Annotated in this window: 19 protein-coding genes; 9 read left to right on the top strand and 10 right to left on the bottom strand. The window is 72.7% G+C overall.

Annotated elements, in window-relative coordinates:
- Positions 1-28: 28 nt before the first annotated feature.
- A complete protein-coding gene (locus tag ACZ7GX_RS04715; RefSeq protein WP_498772878.1) occupies positions 29-991 on the top strand; it encodes an MFS transporter in 963 nt (320 codons plus the stop codon).
- Positions 984-1,433: a hypothetical protein gene (locus ACZ7GX_RS04710; RefSeq protein WP_498772876.1), complete on the top strand. Its 450-nt coding sequence runs from the start codon at positions 984-986 to the stop codon at positions 1,431-1,433. The genes ACZ7GX_RS04715 and ACZ7GX_RS04710 overlap by 8 nt, the downstream gene beginning before the upstream one ends.
- 52 nt (positions 1,434-1,485) lie before the next feature.
- On the opposite strand, the gene ACZ7GX_RS04705 is transcribed toward ACZ7GX_RS04710, so the two are convergent.
- Complete coding sequence (locus ACZ7GX_RS04705; protein ID WP_498772874.1) at positions 1,486-2,715, bottom strand: MFS transporter; 1,230 nt, start codon at positions 2,713-2,715, stop codon at positions 1,486-1,488.
- Positions 2,716-2,985: 270 nt separating this feature from the next.
- Here ACZ7GX_RS04705 and ACZ7GX_RS04700 point away from each other — a divergent pair, with 270 nt between their 5' ends.
- Positions 2,986-4,077: an S-(hydroxymethyl)mycothiol dehydrogenase gene (locus ACZ7GX_RS04700; protein ID WP_498772872.1), complete on the top strand. Its 1,092-nt coding sequence runs from the start codon at positions 2,986-2,988 to the stop codon at positions 4,075-4,077.
- A gap of 27 nt (positions 4,078-4,104) precedes the next feature.
- Positions 4,105-4,938, top strand: a complete 834-nt coding sequence (locus ACZ7GX_RS04695; RefSeq protein WP_498772870.1) for a siderophore-interacting protein — start codon at positions 4,105-4,107, stop codon at positions 4,936-4,938.
- A gap of 13 nt (positions 4,939-4,951) precedes the next feature.
- Here the strand turns inward: ACZ7GX_RS04695 and narI are convergent, their stop codons facing one another.
- From narI to mrf, 8 genes are all read right to left on the bottom strand, one after another.
- On the bottom strand, positions 4,952-5,677 hold the full coding sequence (narI, locus tag ACZ7GX_RS04690; RefSeq protein ID WP_498772868.1) for a respiratory nitrate reductase subunit gamma: 726 nt from the start codon (positions 5,675-5,677) through the stop codon (positions 4,952-4,954).
- Complete coding sequence (gene narJ, locus ACZ7GX_RS04685) at positions 5,674-6,309, bottom strand: nitrate reductase molybdenum cofactor assembly chaperone (RefSeq protein ID WP_498772866.1); 636 nt, start codon at positions 6,307-6,309, stop codon at positions 5,674-5,676. Before narJ ends, narI begins: the two co-directional genes overlap by 4 nt.
- A complete protein-coding gene (gene narH / locus ACZ7GX_RS04680) occupies positions 6,306-8,054 on the bottom strand; it encodes a nitrate reductase subunit beta (protein WP_498772864.1) in 1,749 nt (582 codons plus the stop codon). Before narH ends, narJ begins: the two co-directional genes overlap by 4 nt.
- Complete coding sequence (locus ACZ7GX_RS04675; RefSeq protein WP_498772862.1) at positions 8,054-11,755, bottom strand: nitrate reductase subunit alpha; 3,702 nt, start codon at positions 11,753-11,755, stop codon at positions 8,054-8,056. Before ACZ7GX_RS04675 ends, narH begins: the two co-directional genes overlap by 1 nt.
- Positions 11,752-12,990: an MFS transporter gene (locus tag ACZ7GX_RS04670; RefSeq protein WP_498772860.1), complete on the bottom strand. Its 1,239-nt coding sequence runs from the start codon at positions 12,988-12,990 to the stop codon at positions 11,752-11,754. Before ACZ7GX_RS04670 ends, ACZ7GX_RS04675 begins: the two co-directional genes overlap by 4 nt.
- A gap of 115 nt (positions 12,991-13,105) precedes the next feature.
- Positions 13,106-13,267: a 50S ribosomal protein L32 gene (rpmF, locus tag ACZ7GX_RS04665; RefSeq protein WP_498772858.1), complete on the bottom strand. Its 162-nt coding sequence runs from the start codon at positions 13,265-13,267 to the stop codon at positions 13,106-13,108.
- Positions 13,267-13,518, bottom strand: coding sequence for a type B 50S ribosomal protein L31 (locus ACZ7GX_RS04660; RefSeq protein ID WP_498772856.1), 252 nt, complete (start codon positions 13,516-13,518; stop codon positions 13,267-13,269). Before ACZ7GX_RS04660 ends, rpmF begins: the two co-directional genes overlap by 1 nt.
- Positions 13,515-14,609 (bottom strand): ribosome hibernation factor-recruiting GTPase MRF, encoded by a 1,095-nt coding sequence (mrf, locus tag ACZ7GX_RS04655; RefSeq protein ID WP_498772854.1) that lies wholly within the window; start codon positions 14,607-14,609, stop codon positions 13,515-13,517. Before mrf ends, ACZ7GX_RS04660 begins: the two co-directional genes overlap by 4 nt.
- A 49-nt stretch (positions 14,610-14,658) precedes the next feature.
- Here mrf and rpmB point away from each other — a divergent pair, with 49 nt between their 5' ends.
- The 5 genes from rpmB (at position 14,659) to ACZ7GX_RS04630 (ending at position 16,822) form a co-directional block, all read left to right on the top strand.
- Positions 14,659-14,898: a 50S ribosomal protein L28 gene (rpmB, locus tag ACZ7GX_RS04650; RefSeq protein WP_498772852.1), complete on the top strand. Its 240-nt coding sequence runs from the start codon at positions 14,659-14,661 to the stop codon at positions 14,896-14,898.
- Positions 14,898-15,065 carry a 50S ribosomal protein L33 gene (rpmG, locus tag ACZ7GX_RS04645; RefSeq protein ID WP_498772850.1) on the top strand — a complete coding sequence of 56 codons (168 nt, stop codon included), beginning with the start codon at positions 14,898-14,900 and terminating at the stop codon, positions 15,063-15,065. Before rpmB ends, rpmG begins: the two co-directional genes overlap by 1 nt.
- Positions 15,065-15,361, top strand: a complete 297-nt coding sequence (gene rpsN / locus ACZ7GX_RS04640) for a 30S ribosomal protein S14 (protein WP_498772848.1) — start codon at positions 15,065-15,067, stop codon at positions 15,359-15,361. The genes rpmG and rpsN overlap by 1 nt, the downstream gene beginning before the upstream one ends.
- Positions 15,362-15,366: 5 nt before the next feature.
- Positions 15,367-15,600, top strand: a complete 234-nt coding sequence (gene rpsR, locus ACZ7GX_RS04635; RefSeq protein WP_498772846.1) for a 30S ribosomal protein S18 — start codon at positions 15,367-15,369, stop codon at positions 15,598-15,600.
- Between the two features lie 208 nt (positions 15,601-15,808).
- On the top strand, positions 15,809-16,822 hold the full coding sequence (locus ACZ7GX_RS04630) for a TerC/Alx family metal homeostasis membrane protein (protein ID WP_498772844.1): 1,014 nt from the start codon (positions 15,809-15,811) through the stop codon (positions 16,820-16,822).
- On the opposite strand, the gene ACZ7GX_RS04625 is transcribed toward ACZ7GX_RS04630, so the two are convergent.
- On the bottom strand, positions 16,808-17,711 hold a 904-nt coding region (locus ACZ7GX_RS04625), incomplete at its 5' end, for an MFS transporter (protein WP_498772842.1). The genes ACZ7GX_RS04630 and ACZ7GX_RS04625 overlap by 15 nt on opposite strands.

The raw sequence follows: 17,711 nt of genomic DNA, 5'->3' as shown, positions 1-17,711 counted from the left end.
AGACCGTCCCGACGCACCCCCCCCCCCGGTGAGCGGCGGGGGTGGCTCCCCTCTCCCCCCCCCCCCGCTGCTCTACCTGCCGGACTACGCGCTGCTCGTCGGCGCGGTGGCCGTGCTCGGCGCGGTCTCCCAGGTCTACCGGCCCGCGTCGGCCACCCTGCTCTCCGAGCTCACGCCCGACGACCGGCAGGTCATGGTGTTCGCCATGTACCGGTTCGGCCTGAACCTGGGCACCACCGCCGCGCCGCTGATCGGCTTCGGCCTCTACCAGCTCGGCGGTGACGACTACAGCCTGCTGTTCTGGGGCGAGGCCGCGGTCGCGGCGGCGTACGCGCTGGTCGCCTACCGCGTGCTGCCCGCCAGGACCGGGGCGAGGCAGGCGGCGGGCGAGGAGCCCGCGCCCGCGGGCAGCTACGTCGACGTGCTGCGCGACCGGCGCTTCCTGGTGTACCTGGTGGCGACGTTCTTCCACGCCGTGGTCTACGTGCAGTACCTGTCGACGTTGCCGCTGGACGTGCAGGCGTCCGGGGTGCCGATCTTCTGGTACACGCTCGCGGTCGCGGTGAACGGCGGCGCGGTCATCCTGCTCGAACTGGTGGTGACCAAGAAGACGCAGCACATGCGGGCCAACCTGGTCGTCGCGGTCGCGTTCGTGGTGATCGGCGTCGGCTTCGCGCTGTACGCGCTGCCGCTGGGCCCGGCGGTGATCGTGGCGGGCACGCTGGTGTGGACGCTGGGTGAGATCATCGGCGGCCCCATGCTGTTCGCCTACCCCGGCATGGCCGGCCCCGCGCACCTCAAGGGCCGCTACATCGGCAGCTTCCAGTTCGTCTACGGCCTCGGCGCCGCCGCGGGCCCGATCGTCGGCGGGTTCCTGTTCCTCCAGCTGGGCCACGGCGCGTGGCCCGTGCTGGCGGCGGTGGAGCTGGGCGCCGCGGTCGCCGTGTACGCGGCCATCCGCAACCGGGCGGGAGGGCCGGACGGTGGGTGACTTCGACTTCCTCATCGGCCGCTGGTCGATCCACAACCGCAGGCTGCGGCGGCGGCTGGTGGGCAGCGACGACTGGGAGGAGTTCGCCTCCTCCTCGGACGTGCGCCCGATCTTCGGCGGCGCGGGGAACGTGGACGAGATCACGTTCCCCGACGGGACGTCCGGCCTGACCGTGCGGCTGTTCGACGCCGCCACCGGTCGCTGGTCGCTGAACTGGGCGAGCAGCGACTCGGGCGTGTTCTTCCCGCCGCTGTTCGGCTCCTTCGCCGACGGCGTCGGCACCTTCCACGGCGACGAGGTGCAGGACGGCGTCCCCGTCCGCATCCGCTTCCTCTGGCACCGCATCACCGGCGACTCGGCGCGGTGGGAGCAGGCCATGTCGGCCGACGGCGGGCGGACGTGGGAGACCAACTGGTACATGGACATCACGCGCCGGGCCTGACCCCGTGCGGCAGCCCCCGTCCCGGATCGAGGACGGGGGCTTCACCGCGTGGTCAGGCCGCGACGGGCGCGTCGGCGTCGACGGCGTCCGGGTCGGGTTGCAGCGCCACCAGGACGACGGCGCCGAGGGTGAGCGCGACGCTGGCCAGGATCACCGGCAGGTAGCTGCCCGCGGCGTCGGCCAGGACCGCGCCGAGCTGGCTGCCGACCGCCACGGCGACCATGTGCAGCGCCCACAGCACGCCGATCGCGGTGCCCTTGCGCCCGCGCGGCAGGATCTTCGCGATCCACATCGTGGTGGCGACGACCGTGACGAGGTAGCTGGCGCCGAACAGCGCGCCGAACACCAGCACGGTGAACTCGGCGGCGAAGAACGGCGCGATCATCATCGACGCGGCGCGCAGCGCGTACCCGCCGATCAGCGTGGCCCGGATCAACCCCTTGTCGCACAACCTGCCCGCCACCAGCGAACCGGCGATCTCCAGCCCGCCCAGCAGCACGAACGCCAGCGAGCTGGTCACCGGCGCGACGCCGTGGTCGTGCATGTGCGGGAACAGGTGGACGTCGATGAACGCCATCGTCGTGCCGCAGGCGAAGAACGGGAGGATGAGGCCGCGCACCCGCTTGTCCGCCAACGCCATCCGGATGCCGGCCCAGAAGCCGTGCTCGGCGGGCGCGGACGGCGCGGCGTTGCGGTTCGAGTAGCGCACCAGCAGCAGCGACAGCGGCAGCATCACGACCAGGAACACCACGCCGACGCCCAGCAGGATCTGCTGCCACGACGTGACCGTGCCCAGGAACGTCCACAGCGGCACCAGCACCATGAACCCGACCGCCGCGCCGTTGGTCAGCACCGCGTACAGGAACCCGGCGTTGCGGCCCTGGAACAGCTGGTCGGCCAGCACGCCGAGCGGCACGAACGACAGCATCGTGCAGCCGACCGCGCCGAGGATGCCGTAGGTCGGCACGAAGACCCAGATGTCCGTCGCCAGCGCGCAGACCACGAGCACCACACCGGTGATGCCCGCGCCGATCGCCAGCACCGGCACCGCGCCGATCCGGTCGGCGAGGTGGCCCACCGCCGACGACGCGAGCGCCGTCACCACGGCGAACAACGTCGTGCCGACCGCGAGCGTGCCGCGGCTGACGTCGAAGTCGTCCGCGATCGGCAGGAACAGCACCTGGACGGTGGACTTCATCGACGAGCCCGCCATGGAGATGACGAAGCTGACGGTGGTCGCGAACACCGCGAAAGCGGTGATGCCGGACGCGACTTTCGGCACGGTGCTCATTGTTCTCCAGATCCGCCCGCGGTAGCCGCCCGCCGGGCCCGTTCATGCTGCCATGCGCGTTGTCCTGCGAAAACACCGCTTCAGCTATCGCCGGTTGAGCCGAACAGCTCAATCCCGGAGGACATTCGACGGGGTATGCGGCGCGCGCCCATAGGAAATCCCGATGCGGGCGACCGGCAGCATTCCCGCTGGGCCGCTCGCAGGCATTCGCCTCACCTATCCTGTCGCCGTACGAGGCCGGTCGACGGGGAGGCTCGGGAGATGTCGAGGATCGTCAAGGCAGTCGTCGCCACGGGCAAGGGCGAACCGGTCGGCATCCACGACATCGTCGTCCCCGACCCCGGACCGGGCGAGGTGACGGTCCGCGTCCTGGCCTCCGGTGTCTGCCACACCGACCTGCACTACCGCGACGGCGTGATCGGCGACGCCTACCCGTACCTGCTCGGCCACGAGGCGTCCGGCATCGTCGAGCAGGTCGGCCCCGGCGTGGACGGCGTGGCGCCCGGCGACTTCGTGGTGCTGAACTGGCGCGCGGTCTGCGGTCGCTGCCGCGCGTGCCGCCGCGGCCGGGCCGAGGCCTGCGTGGACGACCACACCGCGTCGACCAGGATGACCTTGACCGACGGCACGCCGCTGCACCCGGCGTTGGGCATCGGCGCGTTCACCGACCTGACGCTGGTGCACGCGGGCCAGTGCACCCCGGTCTCGCCCAAGGCGGACCCGGCCGTCGCCGCCCTCCTGGGCTGCGGCGTCATGTCGGGCCTGGGCGCGGCGATGAACACGGGCGGCGTCACCACCGGCGACACGGTCGCCGTGATCGGCGTGGGCGGTGTCGGCTGCGCGGCCGTCGCGGGCGCCAAGCTGGCCGGCGCCACCACGATCGTCGCGGTGGACATCGACGAGCGGAAGCTGTGCCACGCCCGCGTGCTGGGCGCGACGGACGTGGTCGACGCCCGGCAGACCCCGGACGTGGTGGCCGCCATCCGCGCCCTGACCGACGACCTCGGCGCGGACGTGGTGATCGACGCCGCCGGCACGCCCGAGACGTGGCGGCAGGCGTTCTACGCGAGGGCGCTCGGCGGCACGTTCGTGCTGGTGGCCCGCCCCGACTCCGGGATGCGCCTGGAGCTGCCGCTGCTGGACACGTTCCTGCGCAACGGCACCTACCGCACGAGCTGGTACGGCGACTGCCTCCCGTCGCGCGACTTCGCGCCGCTGGTCGACCTGCACCTGCAAGGCCGCCTGCCCCTGGCCCACTTCGTCACCGAGCGCATCGGCGTGGCCGAGGTGGAGCAGGCGTTCGCCGCGATGCGGGCGGGTGACGTGCTGCGCAGCGTCGTGGTCTTCGCCTGAAGGCTTGTTTAGGTTAGCCTAACCTGCATGCCTCGGTATTCGACGTTGGAGCAGTTGCAGCTCAAGGTGCTCACCAAGGCCGTCGGCCTGGTCGCGGCGACGCCCAACCAGCGCGAGGTGTTCGACCAGTTCGCCATGACGGTCGCCGCGGTCACCGACGTCACGCCGCACCTGCGCCGGGTGACGTTCCGGGCGCCGGAGTTCGCCGAGTACCGCGTGACCGGCCCGGACGAGTGCTTCGGCCTGCTGATGCCGCCGGCCGACCGGCCGTTGACCATGCCGAGCGCGGACCGCGTCAACGTCCGCACCGCGATCCGCGCCCTGCCCGCCGAGGACCGGCCGGACCTGCGGTGGTACACGATCCGGGCCCACCGCCCCGAGCGGAACGAGGTCGACGTGGACTTCGTCCTGCACGGCGACGCCGGGCCGGGCACCCGCTGGGCGACCAGCGCCGAGGTGGGCCGGTCCGTCGGCTTCCGCGCGGGCAACTCCGGCTACCGCCCGCCGTCGGGCGGCGCGGTCCTGGTGGCCGCCGACGAGACCGCGCTGCCCGCCCTGTGCGCGATCCTGGAGTCGGGCGTGCCCGCGGACGCGCGGATCTTCGCCGAGGTGCCCGACGAGGGCTACCGGGTGGCCGTCGACGCACCCGTCACCTGGCTCTACCGCGGCGCCGACGCCCCCGGCTCGCACCTGCTCCGCGCCGTGGCCGACCTGCCCTCCCCCGCACCGGACTACGCCTGGGTGTGCGGTGAGTCGACCCTGGCCACCACCGTCCGCCGCCACTTGGTGAAGGAACGCGGCGTCGACCGCCGCTCGGTGATGTTCAGCGGCTACTGGAAGCTCGGCGCCGCCCGGCTGTGACCGCCGACCCGCGCTACCAGCCGCGCCGGGCGGGTCGGTTGCCCGGCCGCTCGTCACGGCTGCGGTAGACGATGTAGGGGCGGGTGAGGTAGCCCAACGGCATCGAGAACACGTGCACCAGGCGGCTGAACGGCCAGAACGCGAACAGCGCCCACGCCACCAGTGCGTGCAGCTGGAACCCGAGCGGCGCGGCGGCCATCAGCTCCGGCTTCGGCCGCAGGTAGAAGATCGACCGGAACCACGGCGACACCGACTCGCGGTAGTCGTGCGGGTGGTCGGTGAGGTTGCCCAGCACCGTCGTGCCGAGACCCAGCACGATGGCGCCGACCAGCAGCACGTACATCACCTTGTCGTTGCGGGTGGTCGCGGAGAACACCGGGCCGACGGTCCGGCGCCGGTAGACCAGGATCGCCGCGCCCACCAGCGTGCAGGCGCCGGCGAGCACGCCGAGCACGACCGCGACCACGTGGTAGGCGGTGTCGCCGATCCCGACCGCCTCGGTCCACGACTTCGGCACGAGCACGCCGCCGACGTGGCCGAGCACGACGACCAGGATGCCGAAGTGGAACAGCGGGCTGCCCAGCCGCAGCAACCGGCTCTCGTAGAGCTGGGAGGAGCGGGTGGTCCAGCCGAACTTGTCGTAGCGGTAGCGCCAGAAGTGGCCCACGACGAACACCGCGATCGACACGTACGGCACGACGACCCAGAGCATGATGTCGAGCGTGCTCGGCCCGGTCATCGCGACCCTCCTCGCGGCACGTGCTCGGGTGGGCCGAACGGGGCCAGGCCGACCTCCTCCTCGGGAGGTCCCTCGGCGATCAGCCGGGCGATCGCGTCGTGCTCGTGCCGCCCCAGCGGGGGCAGGGTCGCCGACACCGACTCCAGGACGTGCGCCCACGGCGAGCCGGCCTCGCGCAGGCCGAGGCGGATGAGCTCCAGCCCGGCCCGGTGCTCGCACAGCAGCCGCAGCCCGGTCGCCGGGTCGCCGGTGGCGGCGAACTCCAGCACCACGGCCAGGTGGTCGGGCAGCTCGCCGTCGTCGAGTTCGAGCCCGGCGGCGCGGTAGGCGTGCTTGAACCGCAGCAGCGCCATGCCGCGCTTGCGCGTGTCGCCGTACGCGAAGTAGGTCAGGTAGGGGCTGAACCGCTTGCGGTGGTCGAACGTCGCCACGTAGTCGGCGGCCAGCTCGATCGGCGGCGTGGCCGCCACGTGGTCCAGGAACGCGTCCAGCGGCGCCGCGAGCGGCGCGGGCAGGGTCCGGGTCGCGGCGCGCAGCAACGGCAGCCGGGCGAACGACGGCTCGTCGGGGTAGCCCAGCGACAACGACTGGACCTGCCACGCGGTGGCGCGCTGCGCGTCGGTGGGCGTCACGGCTTCGGCTCCACCTCGCCGGCCGGGTCTCCCCCGCCGGGCGGCTCACCACGGTCGGGCCGACCTCCCCCGCCGGCCCGACCACCCCCACCCGGCCGGTCGGTCGGCGGGAACAGCCCTTCGGGGCGGCCCTTGCCGTCCCAGTTGAGCAGGTTGACCCGGTTGCCCTTGTCGACCGGCGCGGCGAGGGTGTCGGACGTCTGCCGGTCGCGCAGCATCCGGAAGTTCTCCACCGCGATCGGCGACGTGCCGCCGGAGCCCTCGCCGAACGGGCCGGAGCCGCCCATGCCCGGCCCGCCCTCGTAGTCCAGGCTGCACTCGGTGGCCAGTTCCTCCAGCCCGTGCGCCTGCTCGGCGTGCGCGGGCGGGATGACGTAGCGCTCGTCGTACTTCGCGAGGGCGAGCAGCCGGTACAGGTCGTAGACCTGCTCGCCGGTCATGCCGACCTTCGCCGCGATGGCCTCCTGCGGTTCGCGGCCGAGGTTGATGTCGCGCATGTAGCTGCGCATCGCGGCGAGCCTGCGCAGCACGGCGTCCACCGGCTCGACGTCGCCCGCGGTGAACAGCCGGGCCAGGTACTCGACCGGGATGCGCAGCGCCTCGACGGCGGCGAAGAGGTTGCCGTGGTCCTCGGCGTCGTGGCCGGTGTCGCGCACGACGTCGACCACGGGCGAGAGCGGCGGGATGTACCAGACCATCGGCAGGGTGCGGTACTCCGGGTGCAGCGGCAGCGCGACCTTGAACGTGGTGATCAGCGCGTGGACCGGCGACCGCTGGGCCGCCTCGATCCAGTCGCGCTGGATGCCCGCGCGCTCGGCCTCGCGGACCACGACGGGGTCGTTCGGGTCGAGGAACACCCGTCGTTGCGCCTCGTACAGGTCCTTGTCGTCGGGCGTCGAGGCCGCTTCGAGCACCTTGTCGGCGTCGTAGAGCACCAGCCCGATGTAACGCAGGCGTCCCACGCAGGTCTCCGCGCAGACGGTGGGTATGCCGACCTCGACCCGGGGGAAGCAGAACGTGCACTTCTCGGCCTTGCCGGTGCGGTGGTTGAAGTAGACCTTCTTGTACGGGCAGCCGGACACGCACATCCGCCAACCCCGGCAGCGGTCCTGGTCGACGAGCACGATGCCGTCCTCGGTGCGCTTGTAGATCGCGCCGGACGGGCACGACGCGGCGCACGAGGGGTTGAGGCAGTGCTCGCAGATGCGCGGCAGGTAGAACATGAACGTCCGCTCGAACTCGAACTTCACCTTGTCGGCGATGCCCTTGAGCAGCGGGTCCTGGTCACCGTGGTCGGGCGAGCCGCCGAGGTCGTCGTCCCAGTTCGCCGACCAGGTGATCTTCGTGGGCTCGCCGCTGATCAACGACCGCGGCCGGGCGACCGGGGTGTGCTCCTGCAGCGGCGCGCTGGTCAGCGTGTCGTAGTCGTAGGTCCAGGGCTCGTAGTAGTCGTCGAGGCCGGGCATCTTGGGGTTGCTGAAGATGGTGAGCAGCTTGCGCAGCCGGCCGCCGCCCTTGAGCTTGAGCCGGCCGCGCCTGGTGAGCGCCCAGCCGCCGCGCCAGCGCTCCTGGTCCTCGTAGCGGCGCGGGTAGCCCTGCCCTGGACGGGTCTCGACGTTGTTGAACCAGACGTACTCGACGCCGGAGCGGTTGGTCCAGGCCTGCTTGCAGGTGACCGAGCAGGTGTGGCAGCCGATGCACTTGTCCAGGTTCATCACCATCGCCAACTGGGCCATCACGCGCATCAGTACCGCACCTCCTGGCCGCGACGGCGGATCACGGTCACCTCGTCGCGCTGGTTGCCCGTGGGGCCGAGGTAGTTGAACGCGAACGACAGCTGGGCGTAGCCGCCGATCAGGTGCGAGGGTTTGACCAGCAACCTGGTCAACGAGTTGTGGATGCCGCCGCGCTTGCCGGAGGTCTCCGCGCGCGGCACGTCGATCAGCCGGTCCTGGGCGTGGTGCATGTAGACCGTGCCCTCGGGCATCCGGTGCGACACGACCGCCCGCGCGACCACCACGCCGTTGCGGTTGACCGCCTCGATCCAGTCGTTGTCGGCCACGCCGATCTTCGCCGCGTCCTCTTTGGACATCCAGATGGTCTGCCCGCCGCGCGACAGGCTGAGCATGAACAGGTTGTCCTGGTACTCGGAGTGGATGGACCACTTGGAGTGCGGCGTCAGGTAGCGCACGGTGATGCCCAGCTCGCCCTGGTCGCCGACGCGGGGTTCGCCGAACAGCGCCTGCATGTCCAACGGCGGCCGGAACACCGGCAGCTGCTCGCCCAGCTCGGCCATCCAGTCGTGGTCGAGGTAGAAGTGCTGGCGGCCGGTGAGCGTGTGCCAGGGCTTGAGCCGCTCGACGTTGATCGTGAACGGCGAGTAGCGGCGTCCGCCGGTCTCCGACCCCGACCACTCGGGCGAGGTGATCACCGGCACCGGCGCGGACTGCGTGTCGGCGAAGGTGATCCGCTTGCCCTCGTGCTCGGCGGCGAGGTCGGCCAGCGGCGTCCCGGTGCGGTGTTCGAGCGTGCGGAAGCCCTGGGTGGCGAGGTGGCCGTTCGTGGTGCCGGACAGGGCGAGGATCGCCTCGCACGCGTGCACGTCGCGCACCAGCGACGGTCGGCCGTCGGCGGGGCCGCCTCGGATCGCGCCGTTCTGGCGCCGCAGGTGCTCCACCTCCCGTTCGACCCGGTAGGTGACGCCCTTGGTGGTGGCGCCGAGCGACTCGGCCAGCGGGCCGAGCGCGCCCATCTTGGCCCCGATCGCGGTGTAGTCGCGCTCCACCACCGCGAGCCTCGGCATGGTGACGCCGGGGACCGGCTCGCACTCGCCGGCCTTCCAGTCGCGCACCACGCCGTGCGGGGTGGCGAGCTCGTCGGGGGTGTCGTGCAGCAGCGGGGTGGCCACGACGTCCTCGCGCACGCCCAGGTGCTTCTCCGCCAGCTTGCTGAAGACCTGCGCGATGGCCAGGAACGCGGCCCAGTCCGTGCGGGTCTGCCACGGCGGCGCGATCGCCGGGTTGAACGAGTGCACGAACGGGTGCATGTCGGTGGTGTTGAGGTCGTGCTTCTCGTACCAGGTCGCGGCGGGCAGCACGACGTCGGAGAACAGGGTGGTGCTGGTCATCCGGAAGTCCAGCGACAGCAACAGGTCCAGCTTGCCGACCGGCGCCTCGTCGTGCCAGAGGACGTCCTTCGGCCGGTGCTCCGGCGGGGTCTCCCGCGCGCGCAGCGAGTGGTCGGCGCCCAGCAGGTGCTTGAGGAAGTACTCGTTGCCCTTGCCGGACGAGCCGAGCAGGTTGGCCCGCCAGATGCTCAGCACGCGGGGGAAGTTCCGCGGCGAGTCGGGGTCCTCGCAGGCGAAGCGCAGCCGGCCCGCCTTGAGCTCCGCGACGACGTGCTCACCCACCGGCAGCCCGGCGCGCCGTGCGTCGTCGGCGAGGTCGAGGGGGTTGCGGTCGAACGTCGGGTAGGACGGCATCCAGCCCATCCGGGCGGACTGGGCGATCACGTCCGCGGTGGTCTTGCCCGCCAGTTGTCCGCCCGCGGTGGCGGACGCGAGGGTGTCCGCGCCGAACCGGTCGTAGCGGAACTGGTCGGTGTGCAGGTACCAGTACGCGGTCTGGATCATCTGGCGCGGCGGGCGCGACCAGTCCAGGCCGAACGCCAGCTGCGACCAACCGGTGACCGGGCGGCACTTCTCCTGCCCGACGTAGTGCGCCCAGCCGCCGCCGTTGACGCCCTGGCAGCCGGTGAGCGTGGTCAGGGCCAGGAACGCGCGGTAGATCGTGTCCGAGTGGAACCAGTGGTTGGTCCCCGCGCCCATGATGATCATCGACCGGCCGCGGGTCTCCTCGGCGTTGGCGGCGAACTCGCGGGCGATCCGGGCGGCGGCCCGCGCGGGCACACCCGTGATCGTCTCCTGCCACGCGGGCGTGCACGGCTGCTCGGCGTCCTCGTAGCCGCTGGGCCAGACGCCCGGGAGGCCGTCGCGGTGCACGCCGTACTGCGCCAGCAGCAGGTCGAACACCGTGGTGACCAGGTGCCCGCCGACCCGGCGCACCGGCACCCCGCGCCGCAACGCGGACGTCGAGCCGTCCGGGGCGTCGAAGCGCGGCAGCTCCACCACCGCGGAGTCGGCGCCCCCGACCGTCAGCAGCGGGTCGACGTCACCCAGGTCGAGGTTCCACCGGCCCGCGCCCTGCTCGCCGAAGCGGAACCCGAGCGAGCCCGCGGGCACGACGGGGTCGCCGGTGGCGGAGTCGAGCAGCACGGTCTTGAACGCCGCGTTCTCCTGGCCGGCCTGGTCGGGCAGGTCGGCGGCGGTGAGGAACTTCCCGGGCCGGTGCACGGCGCCGTGCTCGTCGAGCCGGACGAGGAACGGCAGGTCGGTGTAGCGCTTGACGTACTCGGTGAAGTACGGCGCCTGGCGGTCGACGAAGAACTCGCGCAGGACCACGTGGCCCATCGCCATGGCCAGCGCGCCGTCCGTGCCGGGCTGGGCCGCCAGCCACTCGTCGGCGAACTTCACGTTGTCGGCGTAGTCCGGCGAGACCGCGACGACCTTCTGCCCCCGGTAGCGGGCCTCGGCCATCCAGTGCGCGTCCGGCGTGCGGGTCACCGGCAGGTTGGAGCCCCACATGATCAGGTAGCCGGCGTCCCACCAGTCACCCGATTCAGGGACGTCGGTCTGGTCGCCGAACACCTGCGGCGAGGCCACCGGCAGGTCCGCGTACCAGTCGTAGAACGACAGCATCGCGCCGCCGAGCAGCGACACGAACCGCGCGCCCGACGCGTGCGACACCATCGACATGGCGGGGATCGGCGAGAAGCCCGCGACGCGGTCCGGCCCGTGGGCCTTGATCGTGTGCACGTGCGCGGCGGCGACCAGCTCGGCCGCCTCGTCCCACGACGCGCGCACCAGGCCGCCCCGGCCCCGTGCCGCCTTGTACCGCCGTGCCCGCTCGGGGTCCTCCACGACGTCGGCCCACGCCAGCACGGGATCGCCGGTGCGCGCCTTGGCCTCCCGGTACAGCTCCAGCAGCACGCCCCGCACGTACGGGTACCGCACGCGGGTCGGCGAGTAGGTGTACCAGGAGAACGCGGCGCCGCGCGGGCAGCCGCGCGGCTCGTACTCCGGGCGGTCCGGGCCGACCGACGGGTAGTCGGTCTGCTGCGCCTCCCAGGTGATGATCCCGTCCTTGACGTAGACCTTCCACGAGCACGAGCCCGTGCAGTTCACCCCATGGGTGGAACGCACCACCTTGTCGTGGCTCCACCGGTCCCGGTAGAACTCGTCCGCCTGCCGCCCGCCGATCTCGTGCAACGTGCGCAGGTCCGGCGAGATGTCGGCGCGGGTGAAGAACCGGCGGGTGCGCACGAGGGCCTCGGCCAGCCCGCCGTCCAGCCCGGCGCTCGCGGGAGGCGGTCCGGTCCCGGTGCTCATGCCGTCACCCCTGCGCCCGGGGCGACCGCGCGCACGGCCCGGCGCACGGCGGTCGCGGTGAACAGCAGCGAGGCCAAGGCGACGACGGCGAGCGCGGCCAGCCCGAGCGCGTACGAGGACAGCGCGCCGTAGAGGGCGCCCATCACCAGCGGCGGCACGAACCCGCCGAGCCCGCCGGCCGCGCCGACCACGCCGGTGACCGAGCCGACCTTGTCCGCCGGTGCGAGCAGCGCGACCAGCGCGAACACCGCGCCGCTGCCCGCGCCGAGCGCGGCGGCCATGGCCAGGAACGCGATCGTGCCCAGCGGCGCCAGCGCGGGCGTGAACGCCTGCACCACCGCGCCCGCGGTCACCACGGCCAGGCAGGCGACGAGCACCCGCACCGGGTCCGACCGGTCCGACAGCCATCCGCCCACCGGGCGCATCACGACCGCGAGCAGCACGAACCCGGCCATCCGGTTGGCCGCGTCCGCCTGCGTCAGGCCGTAGGCGGCACCGAGGTAGGCGGGCAGGTACACCGAGAACGCGACGAACCCGCCGAACGCCACCGCGTACAGCGCGGACGCCTGCCACGTGACGGGCAGCCGCGCGGTGGCCGCCATCCGGCCGGCCACCGACCCGGTCGGCGCCGTCCGCCCCGGCGCGTCGCGCAGCAGCACGGCCGCGACGACCGCGTAGACCGCCAGCACGACCGCGGTGACCACGAACGGTGTCGCCACGCCCCACCGCTCGACCAGCTTGACCGTGGTCAGGGCGCTGATCGCGGTGCCGCCCATGCCCGCGCCGAAGATCCCGATCGCCAGGCCACGCCGCTCGGGCGGGAACCAGAGGTTGACGAACGGCACGCCGACCGCGAACGCCGTGCCGCCCACACCCAGGAAGAACCCGCCGACGAGCAGCGCGGCCAACGATGTGTGCCCGACCAGCCCGAGGAACAGCACCGGCACGATCGTCACCGCCGAGACCAGCGGGAACATCACCCGGCCGCCGAACCGGTCGGTGAGCGCGCCCACCGGTATCCGCCCGACCGATCCCACCACCACCGGGACCGCGACCAGCAACGCCTGCTGGAACGCGCTCAGCCCCAGGTCGGCCTGGAACCGCGGCCCCAGCGGGCTCAGCAGCGCCCACGCCCAGAAGTTGAGCGCGAACCCGACCGTCGCCAGGCCGAGCATCAGCGCCCGCCGACCGGTCGTCGGCGGGCCGTCCGTGGTCGGCACTGCTGACAAGCCCATGACCGAGTCCTCGTCCGTGCTCCGGGTGCGCCCCGGCCATCGTCACCTGGACTCGGCGTCGTCGCACTTCGGCGGACCCCGCCGCGCCTACCCGGTGGTCACGCCCGCCCGGTCGTCACAGCAGGCCGCGTCGGTAGGCGGCCACCAGTCGGCGCGGCACGGTGAGCTTGCGGCCGTCGAGGGTGGTCACCGGGACGAGGTCCGGCGCGGAGGCCTTCCACTGGGACCGGCGGTGGCGGGTGTTGCTGCGCGAGGTCCTGCGCTTCGGCACGGCCATCAGCGGGCCCTCTTCCCATAGCGGCGGTTGAACTTCTCCACGCGGCCGGCGGTGTCCATGACCCGCTGGTTGCCCGTCCAGAACGGGTGGGAGTCCGAGGTGATGTCGACGGTGATCAACGGGTAGGTGTTGCCGTCCTCCCAGTCGATCGTGCGGGTCGACGTGGCCGTGGACCGGGTCAGGAACGCCTTCCCGGTCGCCTGGTCCTGGAAGACCACCGGGTGGTAGTCGGGGTGGATGCCCTGCTTCACAGCTCCTCCATCTGGTCGTGCCACTCGGCGAACGGGTCGACGAACTCCAGCTCGTCGCTCAACGCCGACTCCTCGTCGGTCACCAACGCCTCGCGCAGCGCCGCCGTGATCCCGTCCGGCTCGGCGGAGGCGGTGATCACCACCAGCTCCTGCGACCGGTCGCCGTACTCCGCGTCCCAGCCGGCCGCCGCCGAGGCCCGGCGCTCGGAGTCCACTTCGGACCAGTCCTCCACGGCCGCCAGCCACGGGCCGAGGTTGCCGACGTTCAGCGCGCCCCCGGCGGATTCCAGCCACAGCGCGACGTCCGGCTGGCTCGCGACCCAGAACCGCCCGCGGGTGCGCACGACGCCGTCGAGCAGGACGTCCAGGGCGTGGTGCAACCGCATCGGGTGGAACGGGCGCCGTGCCGTGAAGTGGACGACGGACGCGCCGTGCGCCGGCGTCAACGGCGGCTGACCGCGCAGCAACGGCCCGAAGCCGTCGTCGACGCGTCCCCGGCGCGCGCCGGGCGGGATCGCGGCGAGCAGGGCGGGCACGTCCAGCGTGCCGAGGTCGTGGCGCGGCGCGCGCGGCGACAGGCGGTCGAGCACGGCGTCCAGCACCTCGCCGCCGCCGACGCCCGTCATCACCAGCGCGTCGGCGAACTCGGCCTGTCCCACCACGACCTGCGCCACGGTGCGCTCGTCGCCGGCCGCCGCGGCCATGCCGCGCTCGGCCAACGTGACGTCCCCGGTCGCGTCGGTCAGCCACGTGGTCCGGTCGACCACCGTGATCACGGCCTCGACCCGGATGTCGAGCCCGCGCAGGGCGAAGCAGACGGCTTCCGGCTCCAGCGCCGGGTCCAGGTGCACGACGACCCGTCCGCCCAGGCGTTGCAGCAGCGGCAGGAGGTCCAGGCGCAACGTGCACGAGACGCAGCCGTGCGCGAGCTCCAGCACGGTCAGCCGACCGTCGACCCAGCGGCGCACCACGCCCTCGGCCAGGCCGCTCAGGTCGTGGCGCACCAGCACCGATCCCGGTGACGCGCGCCAGACCTCGTCGGCGACGTCGTGGTGGGCGAGCCCGGCCACCAGTACCACCTCGGTTCCCATGTGGGGTACGGTAACTGGAAACGATTGTCATTTCAATTCAGGAGGTCGTGTGTCCTCGCGCCACTGCCGGCTGACCGGCCGCAAACCCGGCTTCGGCAAACAGGTCTCGCACTCGCACCGGCGCACGTCGCGCCGGTGGCTGCCCAACACGCAACGCCGCCGATACTGGCTGCCCTCGGAGAACCGGCACGTCGTGCTGACCCTGTCCACCAAGGCGATCAAGACCGTGGACCGGCGCGGCATCGAGTCGGTGGTCGCGGAACTGCGCGCCCGCGGGGAGAAGGTCTGATGGCGAAGGGCAACGACGTCCGGCCGATCATCAAGCTCCGCTCCACGGCGGGCACCGGCTACACCTACGTCACCCGCAAGAACCGGCGCAACGACCCCGACCGCATGGTGCTGCGCAAGTTCGACCCGGTGGTGCGCAAGCACGTCGACTTCCGCGAGGAGCGCTGATGGCCAAGAAGTCCAAGATCGCGAAGGACCGGCAGCGGCGCGAGGTCGTCGCCCGGCACGCCGAGCGCCGCGCGGAGCTGAAGGAGATCATCCGCACCGACCCCGAGCGCCGCGACGAAGCACAGCGGGCGCTGCAGAAGCTGCCCCGTGACGCCAGTCCCACTCGGCTGCGCAACCGGGACGCCGTGGACGGTCGCCCCAGGGCGTTCCACCGCGCGTTCGGCCTGTCCCGCGTCCGGCTGCGCGAGATGGCGCACCGCGGCGAGCTGCCCGGCGTCAGCAAGTCGAGCTGGTGAGCCCGGTGGCCAGGACCGAACGCACGCCGAAGCGCCGGGTGAACCTGCTGAGCAAGGAGGGCGTCACCACAGTGGACTGGAAGGACGCGACCCTGCTGCGGAAGTTCATCTCCGACCGCGGCAAGATCCGCTCCCGCCGGGTCACCGGCCTCACACCGCAACAGCAACGCCAGGTGGCCACCGCCATCAAGAACGCCCGTGAGATGGCGCTGCTCCCCTATCCCGGCACGGGGCGGTGACCGGACGGGCCGCCGTCGTCGGGACGGCGGCGGCCCGTCCCACTTCTTGACCATCGCTTTACTCAGCGGGCGCGGTGCCCGATACTGGCGTCGAGGGGAGTACTTCCCAAGTGCCCGGCCGGTCAGTACGGACATCCCGTGAGGTGTCCCCGGTGGGCCGCCCGCCAGGGTGAAGGAGACCTCGGACTTCCACGTTCGAGGAGCCTTGATGCCTGTGCACGTCGCCGTCGCGGCGAGCCCCGCCGACTCCGTCGGGTCGCCGGTCCTGTGGTTGGTCAGCATCGCCGTCCTGGTCGTGCTGCTGGTCGCCGACTTCGCGGTCACCCGCCGTCCGCACGAGGTCTCGATGCGCGAGGCCGCGGGGTGGTCGGTGTTCTACCTCACGCTGCCGGTGGTGTTCGGGCTCTGGCTGTGGCACGCCGCCGGCAGCGACCGGGCGCTGGAGTTCATGACCGGGTTCGTGGTCGAGAAGTCGCTGTCGGTGGACAACCTGTTCGTGTTCATGCTGCTGCTCGCGGCCTTCGCCGTCCCGTCCGCCGTGCAGCAGCGCGTGCTGCTCTACGGCATCGTCGGCGCGTTGGTGCTGCGCGGCGTGTTCATCGCAGCCGGTGCGGCGATGCTGTCGGCGGGCACGTGGGCGTTCCTGGTGTTCGGGCTGGTCCTGTTCGCCTCGGCGGTGAAGCTGCTCCACGACGCGGTCAGCGGACCCGCCGCCGAGCGCGACGTGTCCCGGATGCGGTCGGTCCGGCTGTTGCGACGGCTGATGCCCGTCACCGACGACTACCGCGGCACCCGCCTGACCGTGCGCGAACACGGCCGACGCGCGCTCACGCCCTTGGCGGTCGTCGTGGTCGCGGTGTTCGCCACCGACGTGGTGTTCGCCGTCGACTCGGTGCCGGCCGTCTACGGCATCACCGACGACCCCTACCTCGTGTTCGCCACGAACGCCTTCGCCCTGCTCGGCCTGCGCGCCCTGTACTTCGTGCTGCAGTCCGCGCTGGCCAAGCTCGTCCACCTCAACCACGGGCTCGCGATCATCCTGGCGTTCATCGGGGCGAAGCTGGTGCTGCACTGGGCGCACGGCATCTGGCCCGGCGTGCCGGAGATCCCCACCCCGGTCTCGCTGGCGGTGATCATCGGTGTGCTCGCCGTCGTCACGGTCACCAGCCTGCGCAGCCGGCGACGCGCCGACGAGGAGGAGGCCACCTCACCGCCGGGCTGACCGACCGCGCGCGCCGACGACCGCGGGCACGACCGCCAGCGCCAGGACACCGCCGCCCAGGGCCAGGACGGGGTAGCCGGCGGCGCTGACGACCAGGCCCGAGGTCAGGCCGCCGGCGGCGCCCGAGACGGCGACGGCGACGTCGACCAGGCCCTGGCTCCTGGCGCGGGTGGCCGGCGGCGCCGCGTCGGTGGTGATCGCGGTGCCCGCGACCAGGCCGAGGTTCCAGCCGATGCCCAGCAGGGCCAGGGCCACCGCGGACGAGGCGGCGGAGCCGGTGGGCGCGAGGGCCGCGACGAGCCCCGCGGCCGACAGGGTCAGGCCGGACGCGGCGGCGACCGCCAGGCCGCCGTGCCGGTCGACGAGCCGGCCGGACAGCGGTGACGACAGGTACATCGCACCGACGTGGACGGCGATCACGAGCCCGGACGCGGCCGCGCCGTGACCGTGGCCGTGCAGGTGGACGGGCGTCATCGTCATGATCGCGACCATGACGAGCTGGGTGAGCACCATGACCAGCACGCCGACCCGCGCACCGGGGCGGTGACGTCCGACCTCCGGGGGCGGCCGGTCGTCCGGCTGGTCGAACGTGCGGGCCAGCAGCAGCGGGTCGGGGCGCAGCCAGGCGGTCAGGACCATGGCGGCCACCGCGTAGGCGACGCCGGCGAGCAGGAACGGCCCGACCAGGCGGGGCAGGCCGAGGGCGGCGGCGAGGTCGCCGGTCGGCGCGGCGAGGGTGGGGCCGACCACACCGCCCAGGGTCGTGGCGACGAGCACCGTGGACACGGCGCGGGCGCGGGGGGGGGGGGGGGGGGGGGGGGGGGGGGGGGGGGGGGGGGGGGGGGGGGGGGGGGGGGGGGGGGGGGGGGGGGGGGGGGGGGGGGGGGGG

The organism is Actinosynnema sp. NPDC037264, from assembly GCF_055603705.1.
The sequence above is the reverse complement of the archived record's forward strand: the minus strand, read 5'-3'. Positions and strand labels throughout refer to the sequence as shown.

What these genes read in the sequence shown, in the direction of transcription:
- ACZ7GX_RS04700 (WP_498772872.1), top strand. Translation starts at nt 2,986, where the DNA reads ATGTCGAGGATCGTCAAGGCAGTCGTCGCCACGGGCAAGGGCGAACCG.
- ACZ7GX_RS04695 (WP_498772870.1), top strand. Translation starts at nt 4,105, where the DNA reads ATGCCTCGGTATTCGACGTTGGAGCAGTTGCAGCTCAAGGTGCTCACC.
- narI (WP_498772868.1), bottom strand. Translation starts at nt 5,677, where the DNA reads ATGACCGGGCCGAGCACGCTCGACATCATGCTCTGGGTCGTCGTGCCG.
- narH (WP_498772864.1), bottom strand. Translation starts at nt 8,054, where the DNA reads ATGCGCGTGATGGCCCAGTTGGCGATGGTGATGAACCTGGACAAGTGC.
- ACZ7GX_RS04675 (WP_498772862.1), bottom strand. Translation starts at nt 11,755, where the DNA reads ATGAGCACCGGGACCGGACCGCCTCCCGCGAGCGCCGGGCTGGACGGC.
- ACZ7GX_RS04670 (WP_498772860.1), bottom strand. Translation starts at nt 12,990, where the DNA reads ATGGGCTTGTCAGCAGTGCCGACCACGGACGGCCCGCCGACGACCGGT.
- rpmF (WP_498772858.1), bottom strand. Translation starts at nt 13,267, where the DNA reads ATGGCCGTGCCGAAGCGCAGGACCTCGCGCAGCAACACCCGCCACCGC.
- mrf (WP_498772854.1), bottom strand. Translation starts at nt 14,609, where the DNA reads ATGGGAACCGAGGTGGTACTGGTGGCCGGGCTCGCCCACCACGACGTC.
- rpmG (WP_498772850.1), top strand. Translation starts at nt 14,898, where the DNA reads ATGGCGAAGGGCAACGACGTCCGGCCGATCATCAAGCTCCGCTCCACG.
- rpsN (WP_498772848.1), top strand. Translation starts at nt 15,065, where the DNA reads ATGGCCAAGAAGTCCAAGATCGCGAAGGACCGGCAGCGGCGCGAGGTC.
- ACZ7GX_RS04630 (WP_498772844.1), top strand. Translation starts at nt 15,809, where the DNA reads ATGCCTGTGCACGTCGCCGTCGCGGCGAGCCCCGCCGACTCCGTCGGG.